Source organism: Kribbella sp. NPDC056345 (genome assembly GCF_042262745.1).
GTDB lineage: Bacteria > Actinomycetota > Actinomycetes > Propionibacteriales > Kribbellaceae > Kribbella.
Genome location: NZ_JBHJQQ010000007.1, coordinates 396,607 through 420,905, shown reverse-complemented (window position 1 = coordinate 420,905; position 24,299 = coordinate 396,607). Strand labels below are relative to the sequence as shown.

Sequence of the window (24,299 nt, the reverse complement as noted above, 5' to 3'; positions counted from 1 at the left end):
TAGTGTGGCGCTCACTCGATCAGAAGGCTCGCGGGAGGGCGAACATCGGCCGAGACATGCGGCACACCGCCCAGGCCCGGAGTGATCGATCCGAGCACACTCGAGTGCCGGGCACCGGTGCAGCTCGGGACCGTCCCGCCGAGCCCGTGCACGGTCAGGAACCCCAGTACGGCGAACGCCAGCGCCTCCTTGGCCGCCGAGGGCAGGCCCAGCTCGTCGGTGGTCCGGACCGGAACGCCCTCCAACTCGGCAGCCAGCAGCTGCATCAGGGCCGGGTTCCGGATTCCGCCGCCGGAGGCGATCACCTCGGTCCCACCATGCCGCCGTACGGCGTCGGCGACCGTGCGGGCGGTCAGCGCAGTGACGGTCGCGACCACGTCGTCGGCCGGGATCTCCGGCAGCCCCTCCATCATCCGGGCCAGGTAGGCGAGGTTGAACAGCTCCTTGCCGGTGCTCTTCGGCGCCGGCAAGGCGTAGTACGGCTCCGCCAGCAGCCGCTTCAGCAACTCCGAATGCACCTGCCCACGCCCAGCCATCACCCCGTCGGCGTCGAACCCGAGCCGCCCGACCGTCAACTCGGTGACCACGGCATCGATCAACGCATTCGCCGGGCCCGTGTCGAGGGCGACCGGATCCCCGTCCACCACGGTGATGTTGGCGATCCCGCCGAGATTCAGTGCGATCGGTACGCCGGGTCGCCCGCGCAACCAGAGGACGTCGACGATGCTGACCAGCGGCGCCCCCTGACCACCGGCCGCGACATCGCGTGACCGCAGATCCGACACCACCGTCGTGCCGGTCGCTTCCGCGATCCAGGCCGGCTGCCCGAGCTGCAGTGTGCCGCGGACCTGCCCGTCGTCGACCCAGTGGAACACCGTCTGCCCGTGCGACACGATCAGATCGGCGAACCCACCACTGAGCTGCTCGACCGCCTGCTGCGCGACCCGCGCGAAAGCCTGCCCGATCCCCGTGTCCAGCCGGCACACCTGCCCGACGGAAGTACTTGCCGGCGGCAACAACCTGGCCAGCTCCGCACGCACCTCGTCCGGGTACGGCTGGCTGAGCATCCCCAACGGGGTCAGCACCAGCTTGTCCCCGTCCAGGCGGAGATCCGCCGCCGCCGCGTCGATCGCGTCGTACGACGTCCCGGACATCAAGCCGATCACTCGCATCTAGTCCCGCAACTCCCGTCGATGATCGTCGCCGCGCAACGTCAGTAGGGCCACTACACTCACCGCACACGTCACCATGACGTACCAGGCCGGAATGTCGATGTTCCCGGTCCGCTTGATCAGCTCGGTGATGATCAAGCCGGCCGACCCGGAGAACACCGCGTTGGACAGTGAGTACGCCAGGCCGAGCCCGGTGTAGCGCGCCCGGGTCGGGAACATCTCGGCCAGCATTGCCGGTCCCGGCCCGGCCATCAACCCCACGACCAGCCCGGCGGCGAACACCGCGGCCCCCTTCGCCGCCGTACCGGCCTCCTTGTCCTGGAGCAGGTTGAGCAGCGGAAACGCCAGTACGACGACCAGCGCGGCACCGGTCACCATCACCGGCCGCCGCCCGATCCGGTCACTCAACGCCCCGGCCGGAAGGATCGACGCGGCGAAACCGGCGTTCGCGAGGACGGTCGCGACCAGCGCCTGCTGGAAGGTCGCATTCAGCGTCGCTTGCAGGTACGACGGCATCACGACGAGGAAGGTGTATCCGGCGGCCGACCAGCCCATCAACCGCCCGATCCCCAGCGCGATCGCCCGCGCGACCTCACCTGCGCCCGCCGGTCGCGGCTCAGCTGCAGCCTGGACTCGGGTGAAGCTCGGCGTCTCCTCCAGCCTGAGCCGCAACCACAGCGCGACCAGCCCGAGCGGCAGCGCGACCAGGAACGGCACCCGCCAGCCCCAGTCGGTCAGCGCCTCCTTGCTCAGTACGGTCGCCAGGATCGCCGCCAGCCCCGCACCGGCGAGCAGGCCGAGCGCCACGGTGAACGACTGCCAAGCGCCGTACCGGCCGCGGCGGCCCGGCGGCGCGAACTCGGTCATGATCGACACCGCCCCACCGAATTCACCACCCGCCGACAACCCCTGCAGCGCCCGGACCAGGGTCAGCAGCCACGGTGCCGCCGCGCCGATAGCCGCGTACGTCGGCAGGACGCCGATCAGCGTGGTCGAGCCGGTCATCAGCAGCAGCACCAGGATCAGGGTCGGACGCCGGCCGATCCGGTCGCCGACCCGGCCGAAGACCGCGGCACCGATCGGGCGGAAGAAGAACGCCAGCGCGAACGAGGCGTACGTCTTGATCAGGCTCTCGGCGTCGCTGGTGGCCGTCGTACTGAAGAAGTTCGCCGCGATCACGGTGGCGAAGAAGCCGTAGGCACCGAACTCGTACCACTCGACGAAGTTGCCGACCGTGCCCGCGACCAGCGACCGCCGGTGCGAGGTGGGTGTGCTGGTCACGACAAACATTCTGTCTCAACCTTGCGGACCGTGCCGGTGTCATTCTCGGTACAGACCAGATCACGGGGAGGAGCAACGGGTGTCTCGGGGCGAAGACTTCGACGAATTCGTCCGCGGCAGTGCGACCAGGCTGCTGCGGACCGCCGTACTGCTCACTGGGGACCGGGCCGCGGCCGAGGACCTCGTACAGGAGATGTTCGAGCGGGTGTACGTGAAATGGCGACGGATCAACGGGTCGCCGGAACCGTACGCCCGCAAGACGCTGGCCAACCTGTCCGCGAACAGGTGGCGCAGCAGGAGCCGTAAGCCCGAGGTGGCGCTCGCCGACCACCATGACCAGGGTGCACCCGACGGATCGGACGAGTACGCCGTCCGGGACGGACTGCTGACGGCACTCCAGGAGCTCCCGCCGCGGCAGCGCGCGGTGATCGTCCTGCGGTTCTACGAGGACCTGACCGAGGCGCAGACGGCCGAAGCGCTGAACTGCTCCCTCGGCACCGTCAAGAGCCAGACCTCCCGCGGTCTCGACCGCCTCCGCCTGATCACCGAACCCGCACTCCTGGAAGGACTGCGATGACCGAGACCGAACTCAAGAACCGGCTGACGGCCAGCGTCGACGAGATCGAGGCCGCTCCCGACGTACTCGACCGGGTCCGGACCGGAGGCGCCCGCCGCCTCCGCCGCCGGCGACTGACCACGGTCGCGATCAGCACCCTGGCCGTGCTGGCAATCGGCGGCGCCACCCTGTCCGGGCCGGCGATCTACCACCAACTGACGGAGCCACCAGTGGCCGGCGTACCTGTGAAGAACGATCCCTACGGCTTCCTGATGAAGGGCCAGACCCGGGGCGACCTGGCCGGCGATCAGGAGTACCTCGACCAGGCGCTGGTCGCATGGCAGAAGTCGCACCGCGACTCGATCAACCGCGACCGGGGCATCTTCGACCGCATGCAAGGCGAGCCGCACGTCTACTGGGCCGGCAACACCCCGGGCGGGCGGGTCGCGATCATCGGGCAGTACTCCGATCTCCGCAAGCACGACAACATCCAGCTCGACCACCAGGGTGTGCACACGCTGGTCGGCTTCGTCGCCGACGGCAAGGACGGCAAGCCCACCGTGGTCGCGGACAGCTACCCGGCACCCGGCGTCGGCCTGATCACCGGCTTCGTCGCGAGGGACACGCTGGTGGTCCTCGACACCGGCAAGAAGGTCGGCTGGTCACCGGGCCGGGAGTACGACGACGAGAACGGCAGCAGCGGCCGCAAGTACACGCCGGTGCAGTTCAAGAACGGCGTCGGGGTCGTCGAACTCCCACCGGGCACCGACTCGAAGAAGCTGACCCTGAACACGCTGCCGGCGCAGGGCCCGTCCAATCTGTCGATCGCCAACGCCGGAGTGAACCTCCAAGGCAACTCGACGCCGGACGATCGACTCTGGTCGGGTGTTGAGGGAGAAGGGCTCTGGCCGATGTCACCGGGCGCCGAGCAGCTCGCCGGTACTGCGCGGGACACGTTCGGCAACGCCGTTGATGCGGTCTCCGACCCTGAGTACTACGCGTTGGCGGGCTCGCTCTGGATCGGGTACGGCGTCACGGCCGACGGCAGCGCGGTGTACCTCGGCGAGCAGCAGATCGACACCGACCCGACCCGGGCGTACGCCGTACTGCAGCCGAAGAACGGGAAGGCGCGGGTCATCTCCGGCGGCGAGCCCGACCGTGGCGCCGCACTGCCGGTGCAGATCCGGCTGCCGGACAACCAGGGCTGGGCGGTCGCGGCCAAGGACGCGACGCTGTCCTACCGGTACGGCGACGGTCAGTGGAGCGCGACCTCGAAGCACGCCTTGCTGATTCCGCACGGCGAGGATGCCGAGGTCAAGGTCGAAAGCGCGGCGCGGACGGAGATCGTCGCAGTCACTCCGAGTTGATCTCTTGACACTGGGTTTGGGCCCGATCGATGATCAGTCCGCTATACCGGTTTAGTTCAGCCGGTGTAGCGGACCGCCCACCCTTGTGACGAGGAGTCGATCGAATGAGTGAGCTCATGCGCCGAAGGACCCTTCTGACCGCGCTCGCCGCCGGCACCGCCGTGGCCGCGACCGGCACGGCCACCGCGACCGCGGCCTGCCGAGCGGTCAAGAAGCCGACCACGGTCGCGTACATCGAGGTCAACGACCACAGCATGCTGAGCGCCGGCAAGTACACGCTGGCGAACGACGGCCGCCAGGTGATCGACATCGCGGTGATCTTCGCCGCGAACATCAACTTCAACACGACGACCAGGAAGGCGTACCTGCACTTCAACGAGCAGGTGACGAACGTCCTCAACAACGTCGCCACCCAGGTCCGCCCGTTGCAGGCCAAGGGCATCAAGGTCACCCTCTCGATCCTCGGCAACCACCAGGGCGCCGGGTTCGCGAACTTCCCGAACCAGGCCGCCGCCGCGGCCTTCGCCCAGGAGCTCGCCGACGCCGTCGCCCGCTACGGCCTGGACGGCATCGACTTCGACGACGAGTACGTCGAGTACGGCGTCAACGGCACCGGCCAGCCGAACGCCGACTCGTTCATCTGGCTGGTGAAGGCACTGCGCCAGAAGATGCCTGCCGACAAACTCATCACCCTCTACGACATCGGCCCGGCCTCGGACCGGCTGGTCAGCGGAGCCGGCGACATCCGGAACACCTTCAACTACGCCTGGTACCCGTACTACGGCGGTTGGGGAGTCCCCAGCGGCCCGACCGACAAGTCACGGCTCTCCCCCGCCGCGGTCAGCTACACCGCGACCAGCCAGTCCACCGCCGCCAGCCTCGCCGAACGCACCGTGCGCGAGGGCTACGGCGTCTTCCTCACCTACAACCTCACCGAGGCGAACACCGCCGCTTACATGTCCGCCTTCACCCAGAAGCTCTACGGCAAGAACACCGTCTACACGCCCTAGAGCACGTACTCCCAGCCCGGCTGCCAGTCGAACGGCGAAGCGAGCAGCTCCTCCATCGGGCGGCCACCCAGCAAGTGCTCCAGCGCCAACCGGTTCGCCGCGTGCGCGACCACGAGCACCACGGCGCCGTCGTACCAGCGCTTGATGTCATCGAGGAACGACCGCGTCAACTCGACGACATCGCTGTAGCTCTGACCGCCGGGGAACGCCGTACGGGCGCGCTCGACTCTCGGGTCGAGCGCGCCCCGCGGCGCGCCGTTGAGCTCGCCGTAGTTGCACTCGCGCAGCCGCCAGTCCTGGAAATGCGGTACGCCGAGCTCGGCCAGCTCGACCGTTCGGACCGCCCGGCGCAGGTCCGAGCTGAACACCACGTCGACGCCGCGCCGCCGCTCTCCCAGCTCCACCGATTCCTGGTGTCCGCGCTCCGACAACTCCCCCGGTAGCCACCCCGTGGCGATCCCGTTCTCGTTGTCGAACGTCGTCGAGTGCGTCTCGTAGATCAGCTGTGTGGTCACGTGAACACTCAACCCGCTTTCCCTTCGTTACCGCCCGGTATATACTCAAGTTACCGACGAGTAAATGTCAAAGGGGACCCCTGTGAGTCACTACAAGTCGAATCTGCGGGACATCGAGTTCAATCTGCTCGAGGTTCTCGGCCGGGGCGAGGTGCTCGGGCAGGGACCGTACGCCGACATGGACGTCGACACCGCGCGTGAGGTGCTGGGCGAGATCGACCGGCTGGCGAAGAACGAGATCGCCGAGTCGTTCGAGGACGCCGACCGGAACCCGCCGGTGTACGACCCGGAGACGCACGAGGTGCGGATGCCGGAGTCGTTCAAGAAGAGCTACCACGCCTACATGGACGCCGAGTGGTACAAGCTGGAGCTGCCGGCCGAGCTCGGCGGCCAGCCGACCCCGCCGTCGCTGCGCTGGGCCGCGGCCGAGATGATCCTCGGCGCCAACCCGGCCGTGCACATCTACGCCGCCGGACCGAACTTCGCCCACGTGCTGTGGCGTAACGGCGTCGACCGGGACAAGAAGATCGCCGAGCACATCATCAAGCGCGGCTGGGGCGCCACCATGGTGCTGACCGAGCCGGACGCCGGCTCCGATGTCGGCGCCGGGCGCGCGAAGGCCACGCTGCAGGACGACGGCAGCTGGCACATCGAGGGCGTCAAGCGGTTCATCACCTCGGGCGAGCAGGACATGACCGAGAACATCGTCCACCTGGTACTGGCCCGCCCGCAGGGCATCGAGGGCGTCGGCGGCCCCGGGACGAAGGGGCTCAGCCTGTTCGTCGTACCGAAGCACCACTTCGACCTCGAGACCGGTGAGCTGACCGGTGAGCGCAACGGCGCCTTCGTCACGAACGTCGAGAAGAAGATGGGCATCAAGGTCTCCACGACCTGCGAGCTGACCTTCGGCGACGGCGTACCGGCCAAGGGCTGGCTGCTCGGCGAGGTGCACGACGGCATCGCCCAGATGTTCCAGGTGATCGAGTACGCGCGGATGATGGTCGGCACGAAGGCGATCGCGACGCTGTCCTCGGGCTACCTGAACGCCCTCGAGTATGCCAAGACGCGGGTCCAGGGTCCCGACCTGACCAACCCGGCCAAGGACGCGCCGCGGGTCACCATCACCCACCACCCCGACGTACGGCGTTCGCTGCTCACGCAGAAGGCCTACTCGGAGGCACTCCGCGCGCTGGTGCTGTTCACGGCGACGTACCAGGACCGCGCTGAGCAGGCCCGGTACGCCGGTGAGCACGACGTGGTCGCCGAGGGCGTGAACGACCTGCTCCTGCCGCTGGTCAAGGGCTACGGCTCGGAGAAGTCGTGGACCCTGCTCGGCACCGAGTCGCTGCAGACCTTCGGTGGTTCGGGCTTCCTGCAGGACTACCCGATCGAGCAGTACGTCCGCGACGCCAAGATCGACACCCTCTACGAGGGCACCACCGCGATCCAGGGTCAGGACCTGTTCTTCCGCAAGATCATCAAGGACCAGGGCAAGGCGCTGGGTCACCTGGCCGAGCAGATCCAGGGCTTCGTCGCCTCCGAGGCCGGCAACGGCCGTCTGAAGGAGGAGCGCGCACTGCTGGCGAAGGGTCTCGAGGACACCCAGAAGCTGCTGGGGATCATGGGCCAGGCCCTGATGGCGAGCAACCCGCAGGCCGAGAACGGCGACCCGCGGAACGTCTACAAGGTCGCCCTGAACACCTCGCGGCTGCTGTTCGTGCTCGGTGACGTGGTCTGCTCGTGGCTGATGCTGCGCCAGGCCGAGGTCGCCATCGAGCGGCTGGGTGACGAGCTGACGCCGGCCGACCAGGACTTCTACAGCGGCAAGGTCGCGGCGGCCCAGTGGTTCGTTCGCTCGACGATGCCGAGCGTCCGCGCCGAGCGGATCAAGGCCGAGCTGACCGATCTCGACATCATGGACCTGCCCGAGTCTGCGTTCTGATCCACCCACACTCCTCCGGCTCGGTCGCTTGCGCGGACCGAGCTGGAGGTCTGTTCAGGAGCTTTGTTGCGCCGTCAGGTTCGGGGCAGATCAATCTGCCCCGCCATCTGCCCTTCTCCTGAAGCGGTTCCGTGCAGCAGCGTTTCTGCCCGAGGCACCCGCATCCCTGGCTTGGCTTCCCCTGTCCGAGCCAGGGCTGCGGTGTGCCGGAACCACCGGTCCCAGCGCTGCGTCTGTGCGAGTGTGAATCCCTCAGGTCGTCGTAGGCTGTCTGCGATGTCCGTCCAGCTCCGCCGCCTTGCCACACTGCTCGCTGCCCTCGTGGTCCTGCCGGTGCTCCCTGTCCACGCAGCGACCCCACCACTTCCGGATCGGATCGCGGCCGCCTGGCGAACCGACCGCATCTACGTCGACGCCCGCATCGCCCCGGCGATCCCGGCCACCGAGCTGGACCGGATCCGCGCCGAGTCCGCGCGGGCCGGTTTCGCGGTGTACGTCGCGGTGGTCCCACGGACGCCGTACCTGCGGGAGAAGCTCCACGACCTGCCGACGCTGCTGCAGGCGCGGGTCGGCGAGCCGGGGCTGTACATCATCCGCGTCGTGTCGGACAAGTACTGGTCCGGCGCCGAGGCGCTGTTCCGGCCGGGCGGTCTCAGGGGCCGCTCCCTCAGCAGTGTCCGCTCTGACGACGGGCAGCGCCTCCAGATCGTCGACGACCGGCCGACTCCGCAGATCGTCCGAACCATCCAGCAGGCCGCGACGGCGTACGACGGCCGTCCGTTGCCGGCGGCTCCGGCCGGCGACCTGGAACCGCCGCGGCGGGCACCGGACACTCCGTCGTACGTGGATCGGGAGGACCGGGCGGCGTTCACCGGACTCGGCGTCGGCGGGTTCGCGGGGTTCGTTCTGGTTCTGGTGCTCGCACTGCGCCGTCGCCCGGGTGTGCGGTCGAAGGCCGCCGAGCCGACGGCGTACCGGAAGGAGATCCGTCGGCAGGCCGACCAGATGATCAAGCGGGCAGCCCATTCCGTGCGGCAACTGGAGAGGCGGTCGAAGCTGTCGGTCACGCAGCTCGACCAGCGCGACGAGGCGAATCGGCGGCTGGACGCCGCCCGCAAGTTGCGCGCGGATCAGCCGGACGACCTGCTCGCGGTGACCGGCGCTCTGGTGCTGGCCCGCCAGGCTCAGCAGGCGGCCGACGGTGGCACCATCCAGCGACCTTGTTTCTTCGATCCGACCCACCGGACCGGGACGACCCGGGTCGCGTGGGACGACGGCGTCGAGGTGCCGGCCTGCCGGACGTGTGCTCAACGGCTTAGCAAGGGGAAGCCGCCGTACGGGCTTCGGGTGAGCCGGAGCACCGGCCTGCTCGGTCGTGGTCGCGAGGTGGTCCCGTACTGGACCCTGGATCCGGAGGACAACCCGATGGTCGCGACCGGCTTCGGCGCGCTGTCCGACGACCTGGCCGAGCGAGTGTGCAAGCGGCCGGAGGATGCTCGATGAGGCGGGTGATGATGTTGCTCTTGGCAACAGTTGCCGTGCTCTGGGTACCGGCGGCCGCCACGGCCGCGGTTCCGTCCGATCCGCGGATCACCGCCGCGATCGAGGCCTGGCGGACCACCCCGCTGTACGTCGACCCCGACTTCACGTCGGTGGCCGACGTCGATCCGATGCTGGCGGAGATTCGGACGGCACCGGCGGCGGTGTACGTCGCCGTCGTACCGACCGGTGCGTGGTTCCAGGAGAAGGGCGATGCCGAACTGCTGGCCGGCTGGCTCGCGAACGCGAACGGGAAGCCGGGCGTGTACGTGGTGATGGACGGCGATGACACCTACGGCGTCGTGCACCTGATCCGCGCGTACGCGCCGGGTTGGAGCTGGGCGTCGGGCGGTGAGCAGTCGATGAGCAGCCAGCTCGCCCAGTCCCTGAAGCGGGTGGAGCTCAACGACCGGAACGACGCCGAGCCGGCCCGGACCACGCCGCGGACACCGCGGCCTGAGGCGGGATCTGAGCCGGAACGGTTCACCACCGGCGACGCGATCCGCAGCGGACTCGGCGGCGGAGCGCTCGGAATGCTCGGCGGCGCGTTGCTGGCCGGTGTGGTGCTGGGAGTGTCGGCCCTGGTCGGCCCAAGACGTGGAGGACGTTCGTGAAGGTGCAAAGGCTGACGGCCTTGGCGATGACCGCGCTGGTCACACTGCTGATGTTGACCGGGGCGCCGGCCCAGGCCGGCACCACGCAGACACCGGCCGAACGCGCACGCGAGATCGCGACGGCCCTGGACAAAGACCCGCTGTACGTCGATCCGGCGTACAAGGAGGCCTTGCCGGAGAACCTGCGGGCTGACGTTCGCGCGAAGGCCAAGGCCCTCGGCTACCCGGTCTACTCGATCGTGCTGCCACTGACTCCGAGCGATGCGTTTCAAGGCAAGGAAAGCAACGTCCTCACGCTGGTGATCGACGCGCTCAACAAACCCGGGCTGTACGTCGTGGTCGACGGCGGCAACCGGTTCCCGTGGTTCGAGGTGCACGAGCTGCCGCAGCTCAATGATGAGCGGCTCCGGCCGGTGCGGCAGCGCGCGCTCGACGACACCGGGTACGACGCCGGTCCGACCGAGGTGCTTGCCCGGATGTACGAGCTGCTGGCAGGGCCCGCGCTGCCGCCGAAGAAGCCGACCAAGTCGACCGGGGGCAGGCCCGACGCGGATCGGGACACGGACGGCTCATCGGGTGGCAAGATCGCACTGATCGTGGTCGGCGGCATCGTCGCCCTGGTGGTCCTCGGGCTCGTGATCGGCCTGATCCGTCGCGGCGGCGGTCCGCGCACGCCGCGGCGTGAGAAGTCGTTCAGCATTCCGCCACACGTCGCCGCCACGGTCGCGGCCGAGCAGCGCCGGAGGCTGAGTCGGGAGGCTTCGCTGGAGCTGACCACACTCGGCTCGAAGCTGGCTGCCTTGCCGACTGCCCATGGTTTGGGTTTGTCGCATCAGCAGGCTGCATTGGATGCGCGGCAGGCCGCGGAGAAGGTGCTCGACTCGTCGGAGGATCTCGTCGATGTGGTCGGTGCGATGGTCCTGCTGGACAAGGCCAGGCGTGAGTACGACGCCGCGGTCGCGGTGGCGGCCGATCGCCCGATCGACGCCGTACCGGATCTCTGCGCCTTCAACCCGCTGCACGGCCGGTCGTCCGGACGGAAGACCCAGGTGAAGTCCGATGGCGCCACCCTGACATTGCCGCTCTGTGCCGACTGCCGGCGGGCGCTCGAACGCGGCCAGGCGCCGTCGTCGCTGCCCGGCACCGACGGGCCGTACTGGCATGGCGACGATCTCTGGGCGCGGACCTTCTTCGGCACGCTCGGCGACGACCTCGCCGGGGCGGTGTCGCGCGGCGACCATCGCTCCTGACCTCAGGTGTCCCTGAGGTTCGGCTCAGGGGCGGCTAGGGGGTTCTGCCTGATCCGGCGGACGGTCTCCGCGACCTACGGTCGAGGCTGACACGCTGGGAGGCGGACGATGGAGAGCAAGCAGCTGGGGGTCGCGGTGCTGGTGATTGCGGCCGGCGTCGGATTGTGGCAGTTCGGGGGGAAGGACCGCGACGACGAGCACCGCGTCGACGCCAAGATCGACACGGTCCGGCTGGCGGCCGACAACGCCGACATCACCATCAAGGTCTCCGACGACGACAGCACGACCGTCAAGCAGAAGCGCCACTACTGGTTCTTCAAGCGCGGCGACGCGTACTCGGTCGACGGCAGCACGCTGAAGCTCGACGGCGACTGCGGCTGGAACTGCAGCGCGGACTTCGAGGTCACCGTGCCGCGCGGTACCAAGGTGGTCGGTGAGAACGGCAGCGGTGACCTCTCCTTCACCGGAGTGGCCGGGGTCGACGCCAGCTCGCGCTCGGGCGAGGTCGATCTCCACGATGTCGAGGGCGACGTGAAGCTCGACCTGACCTCGGGCGACGTGTCGATCCAGAACCTGGCCGGCCGGCTGAACATCAAGGCGAACTCCGGCGATATCGACGCCGAAGGACTCCGCGGTGGTCCGGTCGAGGTCGAGACGTCCTCCGGTGACATCGGCCTGGATCTCGCCGAGGCGAACGACATCAAGGTCAAGGGCACCAGCGGCGACGTGGAGATCACCGCCCCCGGCGGCTACCGGGTCACCACCGACACCCGCTCCGGCGAGGTGGAGAACACCCTGGGCAACGACACCGCCGGGCTGCACAGCCTCAGCGCCAGCACGGTCAGCGGAGACATCGACCTCAGGCGCAACTGAGCGTTTGTCACGGGGTACTGGTGGCGTGTCTGACAAGTGATGGATTACAGGGTGCGCACGGAGTAGCGTCTTTGGTAGGCGCACTTCACTAGGAGGCTCGGATGAGCATCGGTGTGGGGATCTTTTTGATGGTGGTGGGCGCGATCTTCGCGTTCGCGGTCCGCGACAGCTGGGATGCGGTGAATCTCCAGGTCGTCGGCTACATCCTGCTCCTGGCCGGGGCCGCCGGGATCGTGTTGTCGTTCTACATCACCAACCGGCGGCGCCGGGTGGAGACGGACGCCATCGACCCGGCCATCGAAGAGGAGTACCGCGTCGTCGAGCAGCACCACCGCGACATCAAGGAGTAGGGCGCTCAGCCGCCCGACAGCACCAACTGCAACCGTGCCGGTCCGTCAGCAGTGACGCGGACCGGCACACCCCAGTCCTGCCGATGCATGTGGCAAGCAGGGAACTCGACCGCCTCCGAGTCGTCGCAGGACGCGGCCTGAACCGCGACATGCAGTACGCCGTCGCCTACGCGCTCGTCGATCACGAGCCGCCGGACCAGATCCGTGGAGTCGCCGGCACCTTCGCTCAAGAGCGTGTCCGGTGTCGAGGAGACCAGCAGCCGGGTCGACGGACCGTACCGGTTGTCGAGCTTCTGCCCCGGCGGCGGCGTGAACACCACCTCGAGCGTCACCTCACCGGCCGCGATCTCCATCGGCGGCCGCTGCGTCCGCGTGCTGAACTCGGACGCCGTCGCCGACGCCCCGAGCGGAATCCGGGTCAACCGATGCGCGGCCGACTCCACCACGAGCAGCTCGTTGCCAACGACAACAGCACCACTCGGCTCGGCGAGATCCGTTGCCATCGTGTCGACGGTGTCGGTGCCCGGGTCATACCGCCGTACGGCGCCGTTGTAGGTATCGGCGATCGCCACCGAACCGTCGGGCAGCACGGTCACCCCGAGCGGGTGCTGCAGTAGCGCCTCACTCGCCTTCCCGTCCCGCAGCCCGAAGTCGAACAGCCCGGTCCCGACGGCAGTGTGCGCCTCGGAGTCGATCCACCGCAGCGCCGAGATCTCCGAATCGGCCAGCCACAACCGATCCCCGTCCGCCGCCAGCCCACTCGTCTGCGCGAACCACGCCTCGCGAAGGTCGCCGTCCTTCAACCCCTCGTTCGTCGTACCGGCCGCCACCTCGGTGAGCTTCGTGATCGGGTCGTACGTCCACAACTGATGAACGCCGGCCATCGCGATCCACACCTTGTCCTGGAACCACGCGACATCCCACGGCGAACTCAGTACGTCGGTCCCGTCGCCGTCCATCCACTGCTTGCCCGTTCCAACGAGCGTGGTCACGGTGCCGGTGGCCAGGTCGATCCCGCGCAGCGCGTGGTTGACCGTGTCCGCCACGACCACGTCGTACCCAACCTGCTCGGCGATCTCGGCCGGGAGCTGGGTCAGTCCGTTCGGCTCCGAGAAACTCGCCTGCACGCCATCGGCGAATCCACGGTGACCGGTGCCGATCCGCCGTACCAGCGTCTCTGCATCCGCTTGGAGCTCCGCAACGCTGTGGTTGCCCGCATCGGCCACCAGCAGGTTGCCGTTGTCCAAGGCAATGACTTTTGCCGGGAACCGCAACTCCGACCACTCCGGCTCCGGAGCGACGTACGGCGACTTCCCCCGCGTCAACGTGCCCTTCGCCTCGTGCTCGGCGATCAGCTCGGCCAGCAACGCATCCAACGCATGCGCATGCCCCTCACCCGAGTACTGCGCCACGATGTACCCGTTGGGATCCACCAGGACCAACGTCGGCCAGGCCCGCGCCGTGTAGGCCTGCCACGTCACCAGCTCCGGATCATCCAGCACCGGATGCCCCACCTCATACCGCTCCACAGCAGCACGAACCGCCGCCTCTTCCCCCTCATGGGCGAACTTCGGCGAATGCACCCCCACAATCACCAGCGCGTCGCCGTACTTCTCCTCCAACGGCCGCAACTCATCCAGCACATGCAGGCAGTTCACACAGCAGAAGGTCCAAAAATCCAGCAACAAGAACCGCCCCCGAAAGTCAGCCAAAGCCAACTCCCGCCCACCCGTATTAAGCCACCCACGACCCTTGAGCTCCGGCGCACGCACATGCATACCCCCAGTATCACTTGCCCCATCCACCCACCCGCCACACGCCCACGCTCCGGGCACGCCCTCTCCGGCCACACCAAGGGATATCCGTCCGTGTTGCCCCTTCTCCTCCCGTATACGACCTGAGAAGGGTCGACACGAGCGGATATCAGCTCGTGTTGTCGGGTGGGCGAGGCGACAATCAGCGGGGGAGGATGAGGGTGTCGGTCAGTAGCTTGGCGGTTTTGCGGAGGGTGGCTGGGGAGGAGGCCAGGTCGGCGGCCAGGGAGTACGGGGTTAGGGGTTCGCCGGGGCCTACCAGGCGGTGGCGGTGGGCGAGGAGCCAGACGATGGCTCGGGGCCAGGTGGAGAGGCGGGCTTTGGCCAGGAGGTCTGGGGCTTCTCGGACCAGGCGTTCGGCGATGTCGAAGGCGTCGGGGGCGTAGGCCGTGCCTAGGGTTTCGCCGGCCATCAGCCAGGCGTGGGGGGCCAGGACGGAGAGGGTGGCTGCTTGGGACTTGTCGAGGCCTTGGAGGTCTGGCTGGGGTGGGGAACCCAGGCCGGAGAGGGCTCGGTAGGCGTCTTCCAGGTCGCTGGTGGTGTCGTCGAGGAAGACTCGCTCGCCTACGGGGTCGATGATGGCGGCGGCTTCCAGGGCTGGGGTCCAGACGTCTACGGCGTCGACGGCTTCTTCGATGACGTCGTGGGCCAGCTGGGTGCGGTCGCCGGCGTAACCCAGCCAGGACTTGATGACAGTCGGTACGGCGGCGAAGTAGGTGCTGTCGGCAAGGACCTTGCGGGGTAGCCAGTGGGCCAGGAAGAGCTCGACCAGTACGGCGCTCACTCGCAACGGACCGCCGACGGTGTGGTCGACGGCGTGGTCGATCCAGAGGCGGACGATGTCGGCCGCGTCTTCGGGGAGGCCGGAGGCGAACGTGGAGTCGAGGAAGTCGTCGACCAGCTGGTCGCGTTGGCGTGGGGAGAGCAGGGGGCGGATCGGTGGGCGGACCGGGCGCTCGGGCAACTGGGTGAGGCGATTCACCAGCAGGGCCGAGAAGAACTCGAAGTCCTCGGTCACCGGCGGGTCGTCGAAGTCGTTGGTCTCGCCGAGGGCCTGCAGGATGATGCCGGCCGCGGTCGCGGGGCGGACAGTACGGATCGTGACCCGGCCACCGCGTTGGTAGGCGTCCAGGACGCGGTCGACGGGCGGTCCGACGAAGACGTCCTTGACGATCGCGCCGATGTTGTTGTCGATGAAGACCACGACGGTATGCGGATGCTGCTCGTCGTCATAGTCCAGTACGACGCTCAGTCCGTCGCCGGTGATGTCCTCGGAGACGATCGCGCTGGTGAGCCGGAAGCCGGCGATCCGGGTCACCCAGTCCGGCACCTCGTCCTCGGTGCGTAACCGGGACAGGTGTGCCCGTTGCAGGGGCAGCCGCCCGGCCGGGCCGACTGTGCGGGCCAGTGAGGTCAGGAGCTGGAAGGACTCGGAGTCACGCCGTTCGCCGAGCACGCGCGCGGCGTCGGCCCAGAAGAACCGCTCGACCTCACCGATCTCGTCCGGGCGCCCGGCCGGCCAGAGCTGGTCGGCGAGCATCGCGGCGGACCGGGCCACCGAGGCCTCGGCGATCACCGGGTGCAGACTGCGCGGGGCGGCGGCCAGGTCGAGGGTCAGCGTCTCCAGCAGGGTTTCGAGCACGGCGACACTCGGCGTGGTGTCGACATCGACGCCGGCCTGGGGTGTCTGCGTGGGATCAGGGTTCGAATCGACGAGGCGCAGGTGATTGCGCCGTCCGTCTCGCCCGCGGGGTGACTTGGTCACCTTCGTGAGGTTACCGCCCACGCCCCGCCCACCGCAGGCGCCTGCGCGAGTCCTGTGGACAAGCTGTATTGGATGCGACGCTCCGCGCCGCGGATCCTGGGCCCAGGACCGGCCGGACACACCGTGAACAAATGGCAACGGCCCGTACAGATGTACGGGCCGTCACCACGAAACAGCTCAGCCCTTGAGGGCTCCGGCCATCAGGCCGCCGATGAACCAGCGGCCGAGCACGATGTAGACGATCAGCGTCGGGAACGACGTGATCAGGGCGCCCGCCATACTGGCTGCGTAGTCGACCTTCTGGCCGCCCGACAGGGCCGCGAGCCCGAGTGTCACCGGGCCGTTGTTCTGCTGGGTGAGGAACAGGGCGAACAGGAAGTCGTTCCAGACCGAGGTGAACTGCCAGATCAGCGTCACCACGAAACCGGAGATCGAGATCGGCAGGATGATCCGCGCGTAGGTCTGGATCAGCCCGGCGCCGTCCACCCGGGCCGACTCGATGATCTCCATCGGGACGATGGTCGCGTAGTAGTTCCGGAAGATCAGCGTGCAGATCGGGATGCCGTAGATACAGTGCGCGATGATCAGCGTCGGCACTCCCCGGGTGACGTCCAGTTCGGTGAACGTCGTCCGCAGCGGCAGCATCACCGCCTGGTAGGGGATGAACATCCCGAACAGGATGAACGCGAACACCAGGTTCGCGCCCGGGAACCGCCAGCGGGCCAGCACGAACCCGTTCGCGGACCCGATCAGCGAGGCGATGATCGCGGCCGGGACCGCCAGCGTGAGCGAGCGGATCATGTACGGCTGCAGCACCTCCCACGCCTTGCGCCACGGCTCCAGCGTCCAGGTCTCCGGCAACGACCACTGCTCGGCGGCGGTGGTGTCGGCAGAGGTCTTGAAGCTGGTGATCACCACGACGTACACGGGGGTGAGCACGAACAGGAGGAACAGGATCAGCAGGATGTAGCGCACGGTCCGGCTCTTGCGGGTGGAACCGTCCGCGATCCTGGGTTTGCGGCGGAACGCGTCCGCGGCCGAACCGGTCGCATCTGCGGCGCTCACTCTTCGGCCTCCTGCCGGACGGTGTAGGCAACATAGGGAATCACCAGTACTGCGACCACCGCGAGCAGCACGATCGCGATCGCGGCCGCCTTGGCCTGGTCACTGCGTAACAAGGTGTTCCACATGTAGACCGCTGGAACCTCGGTCCGGAACTGGTTCGGCCCGGTGATCGCGTAGATCAGGTCGAACAGTTTCAGCGACATGTGCCCCAGGATGATCAGCGCCGACAGCGCGATCGGGGACAGCTGCGGGAACAGCACGTGCCGGTAGAGCTTGAACTCCGAGGCACCGTCCACCCGGGCCGCCTCGCGCAGCTCGCCCGGGATCCCCCGGAAGCCGGCCAGGAACAGCGCCATGATGTAGCCGGACAACTGCCAGACCGCCGGGAGCGCGATCGACGCCATCGTGGTCCACCGGCTGCCGGCGGTCCACCAGGGATTCTCCAGGAAGTTCAGGTGCAGGATCGAGAACAGCCGGTTCAGGCCGCGCGCGTCGTCACCCTGGGACGGGTTCAGCAACCAGCTCCACACCACACCCGAGGCGATCATCGAGACCGCCATCGGGAACAGGAAGACCGACCGGAAGATGCTCTCGCCCGGAACGCCCTTCTCCAGCAGCAGTGCCCAGAGCAGGCCGAAGATCAGCGTGCCCACGATGAACGCCACCGTGAGCACGCCGAGGTTCTTCAGCGAGTTGAGGAACCGTTCCTCACCGAACAAATGCGCGTAGTTCTCGAAGCCGACGTACTCGGCCGGGCCCTTGCGGGCCGTGTGCCGATCCGTCAGCGACGTGTTGAACGACCACGCGATCAGCCCGTAGACGAAGTACCCGAGCAGCAGCACGGTCGGCAGCAGCACCAGGGCACCAGGGCCCCAGGTCCGGATTCTTCCGTACATGCTCAGCCCACCGTCTCGGAGCCGGTCGACAACTCGATTCGCATCAGCTCGTCTTCATCGCGGTGCCGAAGGCGGTCTGCAGCTTCGCGACGTCCTGGGCCCCGCTGAACTGGCTCAGCGCGGACAGGATGTCGTTGTTCTGACCGGCGGAGCAGGCCGAACCGTGGGCGCAGGAGCCCGCGATCTTGTCCTTCTTCCAGTCGGCCATCGCGGTCTGCTGGTACTTCGGGTAGTCCGCTGCGTTCGCGTCCGAGCGGGCCGGGATCGAGCCCTTCTTGGTGTTGAACGCCTTCTGGCCCTCGGCCGAGCCGACAGTCTTCAGCCAGCACTTGGTGCCCTCGGGGTTCTGCCCGTTGGTCGGCAGCGTGAACGAGTCGGCCAGGAACTGGAAGGTGCCCGCGGTACCCGGCGCCGGCCAGTAGGTGTACTTCGAGTCCGGCACCTTGTCGGCCAGCTGCTGCGCGGCGACCCAGTCACCCATCAGCGTGTAACCGGCCTGGCCCTTGTTCACGTACTGCAGCGCGTCCGGCCAGTCGATGTTCTCGCGGTCGACGTTGGTGAAGCTGAGCAGTGTCTTGTACTTGTTCAGAGCGGCGGTCACGTTCGCACCGGCCCAGTCGGTCTTGCCGTCCCACAGACCGTTGAAGGTGTCGGTGCCCAGCTCGCCGAGCAGCACGGCCTCGACCAGCATCTCCTGGGCGAAGCCCTTGGAGACGGCCAGCGGCGCCTTGACCCCGGCGTTCTTCAGCTTGGTCAGGTCCGCGATCCAGGCGTCGACGGTGGCCGGCGCCTTGGTGGCGTCGAGATTCGCCCGCTTCAGCACGTCCGGGTTCGCCCACACGACATTGGCGCGGTGCACGTTGGCGGGGATCGAGTAGATCTTGCCGTCGACCGTCAGCTGGTCGATCAGGTTCTTCGGGAAGGCCGTGTCCAGACCGAAGTCCTTGTACAGCCCGCTCACGTCGTCGACCTGACCGGCGTTGATGTAGTCCTTCAGCTCGGCACCGGCGTGCGCCTGGAAGGTGGACGGCGGCTTACCCGCCTGCAGGTCGTTGGCCAGCACCTGCTTCGCGTTCGCGCCGGCGCCACCGGCGACCGCCGAGTTGACGAAGTTGTAGTCCTTGCAGTCGGTCTTGAACACCGACACCAGGCCGTCCAGACCGGCCTTCTCGCCGCCGTCGGCCCACCAGGTGAAGACGGTGACGTCCTTGGTCGCGGTGTTCCCGCTCCCGCCGCCGTCGTCGCTGTTGCCGCAGGCACTCACTGCGAGAAGACCCGCCGCACCCAGCACCGCGAAGGTCTTGCTCAGACCACCACGCATTTTCCACTCTCCGATCAAGCAGTTGTGGCGCCGCCGATGACAACGATGCCCCCTTGACACCGCCCCACTCTGGGCACCACGAACCCCGGTGTCAACGCTGCGCGCGAGCGCGTTGCGCAACCGTCATCGCACCGCACAACTGCAATGAGAGCGAGCACATACGAGCGGTTTCGCGCGGTTTTGTGGGTTGTTGCGTGACGACAGAGCGTTACGGCCGCAGCAGGACCTTGATCGCCCGGCGCTCGTGCATCGCCTTGTAGCCGTCCGCGACCTCGGCCAGCGGAAGGTCCAGATCGAAGACCTTCCCGGGGTTGATCTCCCCGGACAGTACGTCGGCCATCAGCTCCGGCAGGTACGCCCGGACCGGCGCCATACCGCCGGCCAGCCCGACATTGCGCCGGAACATCGTCCCGATCGGGACCTCGACCCCGTGCGGTACGCCGACGAACCCGACCGTGGCACCGGCCCGCGCAACGTCGAACGCGGTCTCCATCGCCTGCCCGGTCCCGACACACTCCAGTACGGCGTCCGCCCCGACCCCACCGGTCAACTCCAGTACGGCGTCCCGCGCCTCCTCGCCGCGTTCGGAGACGATGTCCGTGGCACCGAACTCGACCGCCAACTGCTGCCGCGACTCGTGCCGCGACAGCGCGATCACCCGCTCGGCGCCCATCCGTGCCGCCGCCAGTACGCCGGACAGCCCGACCGCACCATCGCCGACCACGACCACCGTGTCGCCGGCCTTCACCCGAGCGGACCGGGCGGCGTGCCAGCCGGTCCCCATCACATCGGACAGCGTCAGCAGCGACGGAATCATCGACTCGTCCGGCGGCTCCGGAGTCGCGACCAGCGTGCCATCGGCGTACGGGAGCTTCACGTACTCGCCCTGGCCGCCGTCCGCCTGCTTGCTGCCGTAGCCGACGAGGTTCTCGCAGGCGGTCTGGAAGCCGGCCCGGCAGTGCGCGCACGTGCCGTCGCTGACCACGAACGGCGCGATCACGAAGTCACCCGGTTTGACCGTCCGGACCTCGGCGCCGACCTCCTCGACGATCCCGACGAACTCGTGCCCGATCCGGCTACCCGGCCGGATCTTGTTCTCACCCCGGTAGGGCCACAGGTCCGAACCACAGATGCACGAGGCAACAACCCGCACCAGCGCATCGGTCGGCCCATCGATCCGAGGATCCGGAACGTCGCTCAGCTGAATATCGTACGGTGCATGGATCGTGGTCGCTCGCATGTCTTCACTACACCACGGCTCGGCCACCCATGGCACGAAGGACGAGAGGTATTCCGCCGATGCACCTCCTGTCGTTGGTGTCGTCGTTCGGCGGCTAAAGCACGGTGTAGCGGCCGCGGCGGTGGACGAGGGGCGGTACGTCGTCCGAGCCCAGCTCCACGTGAGCGATCTCCAACTGGACCTGCAGCGCCCAGCCGACCTCGGGCGGGTCCGGGGTGACGAGGGTGCAACCGGCCCAGGTGCTGACGCCCACTGGGGCTGGGCCCCAGTCGGTGTCGGTCCAGTCGATCATCCGGAAGGGGCCGCCGGGCGCGGGCGCCACGTAGCCGAAGGCGTCGGCCAGTTGCTGATGCGGTTCGCCGAGCAACGACACCACGGCGGTCTTTGCCTTGTGCAACATTTCCCACAGGTCCGAGTCCGGGTCGAGCAGCCCGATCACGAAACCGGGCTCCCCGTCGGCGATCAGCATCGACGAGACCGTCAGCCCCGCGCGCTTCCCGCCGTACGACGTCGTCCAGAGCCCGACCGGCGACGGCAGCCGCCCGCGCAGCCGCCGGACCGGACTGCGCTCGGACTCGGGCGGCAGGAACGGGTGATCACCATGGATCGTCACCCTTGCACGGTAACCCGGGCAGGTAGTGCGAACTGATCGATGGGCTTCATGAGGAGGCCGCTGGATCCGCGGACCGACTCAACGGCACCGTCCGGACCGAACGTGAACCCGTAGGACTCGCCGTACGAGCCATACCCGGATCCACCCGTGACGCGCACCGCGTCACCGTCGACCTCGAGCGGCTGCGGCTCGTCGGCCGGGTCGGTGCCGGTCGGGTCGATCGCGTACAAGCGGCCGCCGAGGACGGCGAAGTCGGTGACACCCCACAGGTTCGCGTAGCGGCCGACGAAGCGGTCCAGGCCGGTCGCGTCGCCGCGCTCCTTCGACGCAGCCAGGTCGATCAGCTTCAGGCCGGCCTCGGCGAGCTGAGCGGCCGGGCCGTCGATGGCGTTCGTCAGCACGGAGATCGCCAGCCGGCGGGACCCGTCGACGAAGGTCTTGGTGATGTGCCCCGGGTAGCCGCCGGCGTGCCCGAAGTAGTCCCGGTCGCCGATCTTCGTCACCTGCAGACCGAGCCCGTACCGCGTTCCTTCGTCCTTGGCCGTCTTCCAGAGCGGATGCTGCATCTCACGCTTCGACCGGTCGGTCAGCAACCGCTCGTCACCGGGGAGGTGCGCGGAGAAGTAGGTCACCAGGTCCCGCGCGTTGCCGAAGAAGCCGGTCGCGGCGGCCAGCGCCCGAGTGTCCACGTGCTCGATCGGTACCCGCGTCTCGGCGTACGAGAGCGCGCTGTACCCACTCGAATACTCGCCCAGCCGGGCCGGATCGAGCTCCGGCCCGAGCCCGGTCAGCCCGAGCTTGTCGACGATCCCGGTCTGCACGAACGCGTTGTACGACGTACCGGCCGCGGCCTCGACGATGAGCCCGAGCAGGCCGTAGCCGATATTCGAGTACTTGAAGCGAGCGTTCTCGGGCAGTACCGCGGAACCCGAATCCCGCAGTACGGCGACCAACTGGTCCCGATCCGGGAAGTTGGTCGCCAACTGCCACCAGTCAGCCGCGCCGCTGTCCCGCGTCACGCCACCCGAGTGGGCGAGCAACTCACGCACGGTCCGCTCACCGAGCGGCGTACCGACCAGCTCGGTGACGTGCTGCGCGGCAGTGTCGTCGAGCCGCACCCGACCCTGCTCGACGAGCTGGAAGATCGCCGTCGCCGTGAACGTCTTCGAGTGCGAGGCGATCCGGAACAGGTGGGACTCGGTCAGCGGTACGGCGTTCTCGACGTCGGCCAGCCCGTACGCCGCGGAGAAGGCGATCCCGTCCGCGGCGTAGACAGCAGTCTGAACTCCGGGCACCCGCTGGTAGCGCTGGTTGAACGCCAGCCAGCGGTCGTAGTAGGTGAGAGCTTCGCGAAGGTCGGCGGCATCCAGAGCGTCAGGCATGACGCCTAGATTGAATGACCCGGAAGCGACTCGCAACGTATGCGCCGTCGGTGTAGGTCGAATTCGCCGCCGGGTTGGCTCCGGTGCCGTGAAAGTCACTGAACGCAGCCGACTGGTTCACGAAGACCGGGCCGGTCAGGTTCTCCGACAGCGCGACCCCCGCATCGAGTGCGGCCTCGCGGGCCTGGTCGAGGACACCGGGGTCGGTCGAGTAGATACCCGCGGTCATCGCGCCACCCTCGGTGACGGTCTGCCGGAACAGCTCGATCGACTCCGCGGTGTCCGCGGTCTTCACCAGGAACGACACCGGCCCGAAGCACTCCCGCCCGTACACGTCGCTGTCCTTGGCCTCGAGCGCGACCAGCAGCGGCGTCCGGACCACCGCGTCCGGGAAGGCCGGGTGCTTGATCTCCCGGGACTCCAGTACGACGTCGCCGTACTCGCCGGCCAGCTCGAGGCGGCTGATCACGGCGTGGTTGACGATGCCGCCGAGGATCTCGACCGCGCGGGCGTCGTCACCGAGCAGCTTGCCCATCGCGCCGGCGATCCCGGCGCCGACCTCCTCGAACGACTTGTGGCCCTCGTCGGTCTCGATACCACCGGCCGGGATGAAGATGTTCTGGGTGGTGGTGCACATCTGGCCGGAGTACAGGGCGAGCGTGAAGGCGAGGTTCCCGGTCAGGGCCTTGAAGGCGTCGGTGGAGTCGATGATGACCGCGTTCACGCCGGCCTTCTCGGTGAAGACACTCGCCTGGGTCGCGTTCTGCTCCAGCCAGTCGCCGAACTCGCTGCCACCGGTGAAGTCGATCAGCTTCACCTCGGGCCGGGTGGCCAGTGGCTTGGCCAGGCCGTCACCGGCCTTCTCGACGGCCAGGGTGACCAGGTTCGGGTCGAGTCCGGCCTCGCCGAGCACCTCACGGCAGACCTCGACGGTGATCGCCAGCGGCAGCACCGCGAGCGGGTGCGGCTTCACCACGACCGCGTTGCCGGTCACGAGCGAGGCGAACAGGCCGGGCCACGAGTTCCAGGTCGGGAAGGTGTTGCAGCCGATCACCAGCGCGACACCGCGGCCGGTGACGGTGAAGTTCTTCTGCATCCGGATCGGGTCACCCTTGGCCGGCTTCTCCCAGAGCGCCTCGGCCGGGTAGCGGCTCATCTCCTCGTGCGCGTAGGCGACCGCCTCCAGCGCGCGGTCCAGGGCGTGCGCCCCACCGGCCTGGAAGGCCATCACGAACGCCTGACCGCTGGTGTGCTGAACGGCGTTGGCCAGCTCGAACACGCGCTTGTGCAGCCGGTCCAGGATCTCCAGGACCACGCCGGTCCGGCCGTCGATCCCGGCGTTGCGCCAGGCGGTCAGTCCCTTGCGCGACGCCTCGATCAGCTCGTCCAGACCGGCCTCGACCGTCCGCGGGTACGACACGTCGAGCTTGATCCCGAACGGCGACTCCTCGGTGACCACGGTGCCGCGGGCTCCGGGGGTCTCCACGGCGTACGCCGTACCGAGGTGGGCCTCGAAGGCGGCCTGGCCGTCGGCTGCCGCCGTCTCGCCGTACACCCGCGGGCTGGGGGACTCCGGGAACGCGGAGTGGTAGCCGCGACTGCGGATCGCGGTCAGAGCGGCGTCGAGACGGTCACGATGAGCAGCCAGCAGATCGGTCATGAGTGCGATGTTACAGTCATTGACGTAATCGGGGCTAGAGTGTCACAAACCCTCACCCGAAGGGGCAATCTGTC

At 68.1% G+C, this 24,299-nt stretch carries 21 protein-coding genes; 9 read left to right on the top strand and 12 right to left on the bottom strand.

Translation table 11 applies throughout. The annotated features are described in order from the left end of the window. Window positions 1-11: 11 nt before the first annotated feature. Window positions 12-1,172: an anhydro-N-acetylmuramic acid kinase gene (locus tag ACFCV3_RS26245; RefSeq protein WP_376034088.1), complete on the bottom strand. Its 1,161-nt coding sequence runs from the start codon at window positions 1,170-1,172 to the stop codon at window positions 12-14. Then, window positions 1,173-2,453 carry an MFS transporter gene (locus tag ACFCV3_RS26240; protein ID WP_376034086.1) on the bottom strand — a complete coding sequence of 427 codons (1,281 nt, stop codon included), beginning with the start codon at window positions 2,451-2,453 and terminating at the stop codon, window positions 1,173-1,175. It abuts the gene before it with no gap. 79 nt (window positions 2,454-2,532) lie between these two features. On the opposite strand from ACFCV3_RS26240, the gene ACFCV3_RS26235 reads away from it, so the two are divergent. The 3 genes from ACFCV3_RS26235 to ACFCV3_RS26225 all read left to right on the top strand — a co-directional run bounded on the left by ACFCV3_RS26235 (window position 2,533) and on the right by ACFCV3_RS26225 (window position 5,386). After that, window positions 2,533-3,030: a SigE family RNA polymerase sigma factor gene (locus ACFCV3_RS26235; RefSeq protein ID WP_376034084.1), complete on the top strand. Its 498-nt coding sequence runs from the start codon at window positions 2,533-2,535 to the stop codon at window positions 3,028-3,030. After that, the gene (locus ACFCV3_RS26230) at window positions 3,027-4,376 is read left to right on the top strand and encodes a hypothetical protein (protein ID WP_376034082.1); all 1,350 of its coding nucleotides are present in this window, start codon (window positions 3,027-3,029) and stop codon (window positions 4,374-4,376) included. Before ACFCV3_RS26235 ends, ACFCV3_RS26230 begins: the two co-directional genes overlap by 4 nt. A gap of 104 nt (window positions 4,377-4,480) precedes the next feature. After that, the gene (locus ACFCV3_RS26225; protein ID WP_376034080.1) at window positions 4,481-5,386 is read left to right on the top strand and encodes an endo-beta-N-acetylglucosaminidase H; all 906 of its coding nucleotides are present in this window, start codon (window positions 4,481-4,483) and stop codon (window positions 5,384-5,386) included. Here the strand turns inward: ACFCV3_RS26225 and ACFCV3_RS26220 are convergent. Further along, window positions 5,383-5,901 carry a histidine phosphatase family protein gene (locus tag ACFCV3_RS26220; protein ID WP_376034078.1) on the bottom strand — a complete coding sequence of 173 codons (519 nt, stop codon included), beginning with the start codon at window positions 5,899-5,901 and terminating at the stop codon, window positions 5,383-5,385. The two genes, ACFCV3_RS26225 and ACFCV3_RS26220, sit on opposite strands and share 4 nt — an antisense overlap. Before the next feature lie 82 nt (window positions 5,902-5,983). Here ACFCV3_RS26220 and ACFCV3_RS26215 point away from each other — a divergent pair, with 82 nt between their 5' ends. From ACFCV3_RS26215 to ACFCV3_RS26190, 6 genes are all read left to right on the top strand, one after another. Beyond that, a complete protein-coding gene (locus ACFCV3_RS26215) occupies window positions 5,984-7,843 on the top strand; it encodes an acyl-CoA dehydrogenase (RefSeq protein WP_376034076.1) in 1,860 nt (619 codons plus the stop codon). 276 nt (window positions 7,844-8,119) lie between these two features. Then, window positions 8,120-9,346, top strand: coding sequence for a hypothetical protein (locus ACFCV3_RS26210; RefSeq protein WP_376034074.1), 1,227 nt, complete (start codon window positions 8,120-8,122; stop codon window positions 9,344-9,346). Then, window positions 9,343-9,996, top strand: coding sequence for a hypothetical protein (locus ACFCV3_RS26205; RefSeq protein WP_376034072.1), 654 nt, complete (start codon window positions 9,343-9,345; stop codon window positions 9,994-9,996). Before ACFCV3_RS26210 ends, ACFCV3_RS26205 begins: the two co-directional genes overlap by 4 nt. Beyond that, complete coding sequence (locus ACFCV3_RS26200) at window positions 9,993-11,246, top strand: transmembrane domain-containing protein (RefSeq protein ID WP_376034070.1); 1,254 nt, start codon at window positions 9,993-9,995, stop codon at window positions 11,244-11,246. The genes ACFCV3_RS26205 and ACFCV3_RS26200 overlap by 4 nt, the downstream gene beginning before the upstream one ends. Before the next feature lie 108 nt (window positions 11,247-11,354). Next, window positions 11,355-12,119: a DUF4097 domain-containing protein gene (locus tag ACFCV3_RS26195; protein ID WP_376034068.1), complete on the top strand. Its 765-nt coding sequence runs from the start codon at window positions 11,355-11,357 to the stop codon at window positions 12,117-12,119. Window positions 12,120-12,220: 101 nt separating this feature from the next. Then, on the top strand, window positions 12,221-12,469 hold the full coding sequence (locus ACFCV3_RS26190) for a DUF6458 family protein (protein WP_376034066.1): 249 nt from the start codon (window positions 12,221-12,223) through the stop codon (window positions 12,467-12,469). A gap of 5 nt (window positions 12,470-12,474) precedes the next feature. On the opposite strand, the gene ACFCV3_RS26185 is transcribed toward ACFCV3_RS26190, so the two are convergent. The 9 genes from ACFCV3_RS26185 to paaN all read right to left on the bottom strand — a co-directional run bounded on the left by ACFCV3_RS26185 (window position 12,475) and on the right by paaN (window position 24,225). Beyond that, window positions 12,475-14,247: an NHL domain-containing thioredoxin family protein gene (locus ACFCV3_RS26185; protein WP_376034064.1), complete on the bottom strand. Its 1,773-nt coding sequence runs from the start codon at window positions 14,245-14,247 to the stop codon at window positions 12,475-12,477. Between the two features lie 178 nt (window positions 14,248-14,425). Beyond that, window positions 14,426-16,048, bottom strand: coding sequence for a hypothetical protein (locus ACFCV3_RS26180; protein ID WP_376034062.1), 1,623 nt, complete (start codon window positions 16,046-16,048; stop codon window positions 14,426-14,428). 177 nt (window positions 16,049-16,225) lie between these two features. Beyond that, the gene (locus ACFCV3_RS26175; protein WP_376034060.1) at window positions 16,226-17,113 is read right to left on the bottom strand and encodes a carbohydrate ABC transporter permease; all 888 of its coding nucleotides are present in this window, start codon (window positions 17,111-17,113) and stop codon (window positions 16,226-16,228) included. Beyond that, entirely contained in the window at window positions 17,110-18,009 is a 900-nt protein-coding gene (locus ACFCV3_RS26170; protein WP_376034058.1) for a carbohydrate ABC transporter permease, read from the bottom strand. The genes ACFCV3_RS26175 and ACFCV3_RS26170 overlap by 4 nt, the downstream gene beginning before the upstream one ends. 43 nt (window positions 18,010-18,052) lie before the next feature. Then, window positions 18,053-19,330, bottom strand: a complete 1,278-nt coding sequence (locus ACFCV3_RS26165) for an ABC transporter substrate-binding protein (RefSeq protein ID WP_376034055.1) — start codon at window positions 19,328-19,330, stop codon at window positions 18,053-18,055. Between the two features lie 208 nt (window positions 19,331-19,538). Beyond that, window positions 19,539-20,570, bottom strand: a complete 1,032-nt coding sequence (locus ACFCV3_RS26160; protein WP_376034054.1) for a zinc-dependent alcohol dehydrogenase family protein — start codon at window positions 20,568-20,570, stop codon at window positions 19,539-19,541. Window positions 20,571-20,664: 94 nt separating this feature from the next. Continuing rightward, window positions 20,665-21,183: a flavin reductase family protein gene (locus ACFCV3_RS26155; protein ID WP_376034052.1), complete on the bottom strand. Its 519-nt coding sequence runs from the start codon at window positions 21,181-21,183 to the stop codon at window positions 20,665-20,667. Next, window positions 21,180-22,565 carry a serine hydrolase domain-containing protein gene (locus ACFCV3_RS26150; protein WP_376034050.1) on the bottom strand — a complete coding sequence of 462 codons (1,386 nt, stop codon included), beginning with the start codon at window positions 22,563-22,565 and terminating at the stop codon, window positions 21,180-21,182. Before ACFCV3_RS26150 ends, ACFCV3_RS26155 begins: the two co-directional genes overlap by 4 nt. Next, entirely contained in the window at window positions 22,558-24,225 is a 1,668-nt protein-coding gene (paaN, locus tag ACFCV3_RS26145; protein WP_376034048.1) for a phenylacetic acid degradation protein PaaN, read from the bottom strand. Before paaN ends, ACFCV3_RS26150 begins: the two co-directional genes overlap by 8 nt. Between the last annotated feature and the right edge of the window lie 74 nt (window positions 24,226-24,299).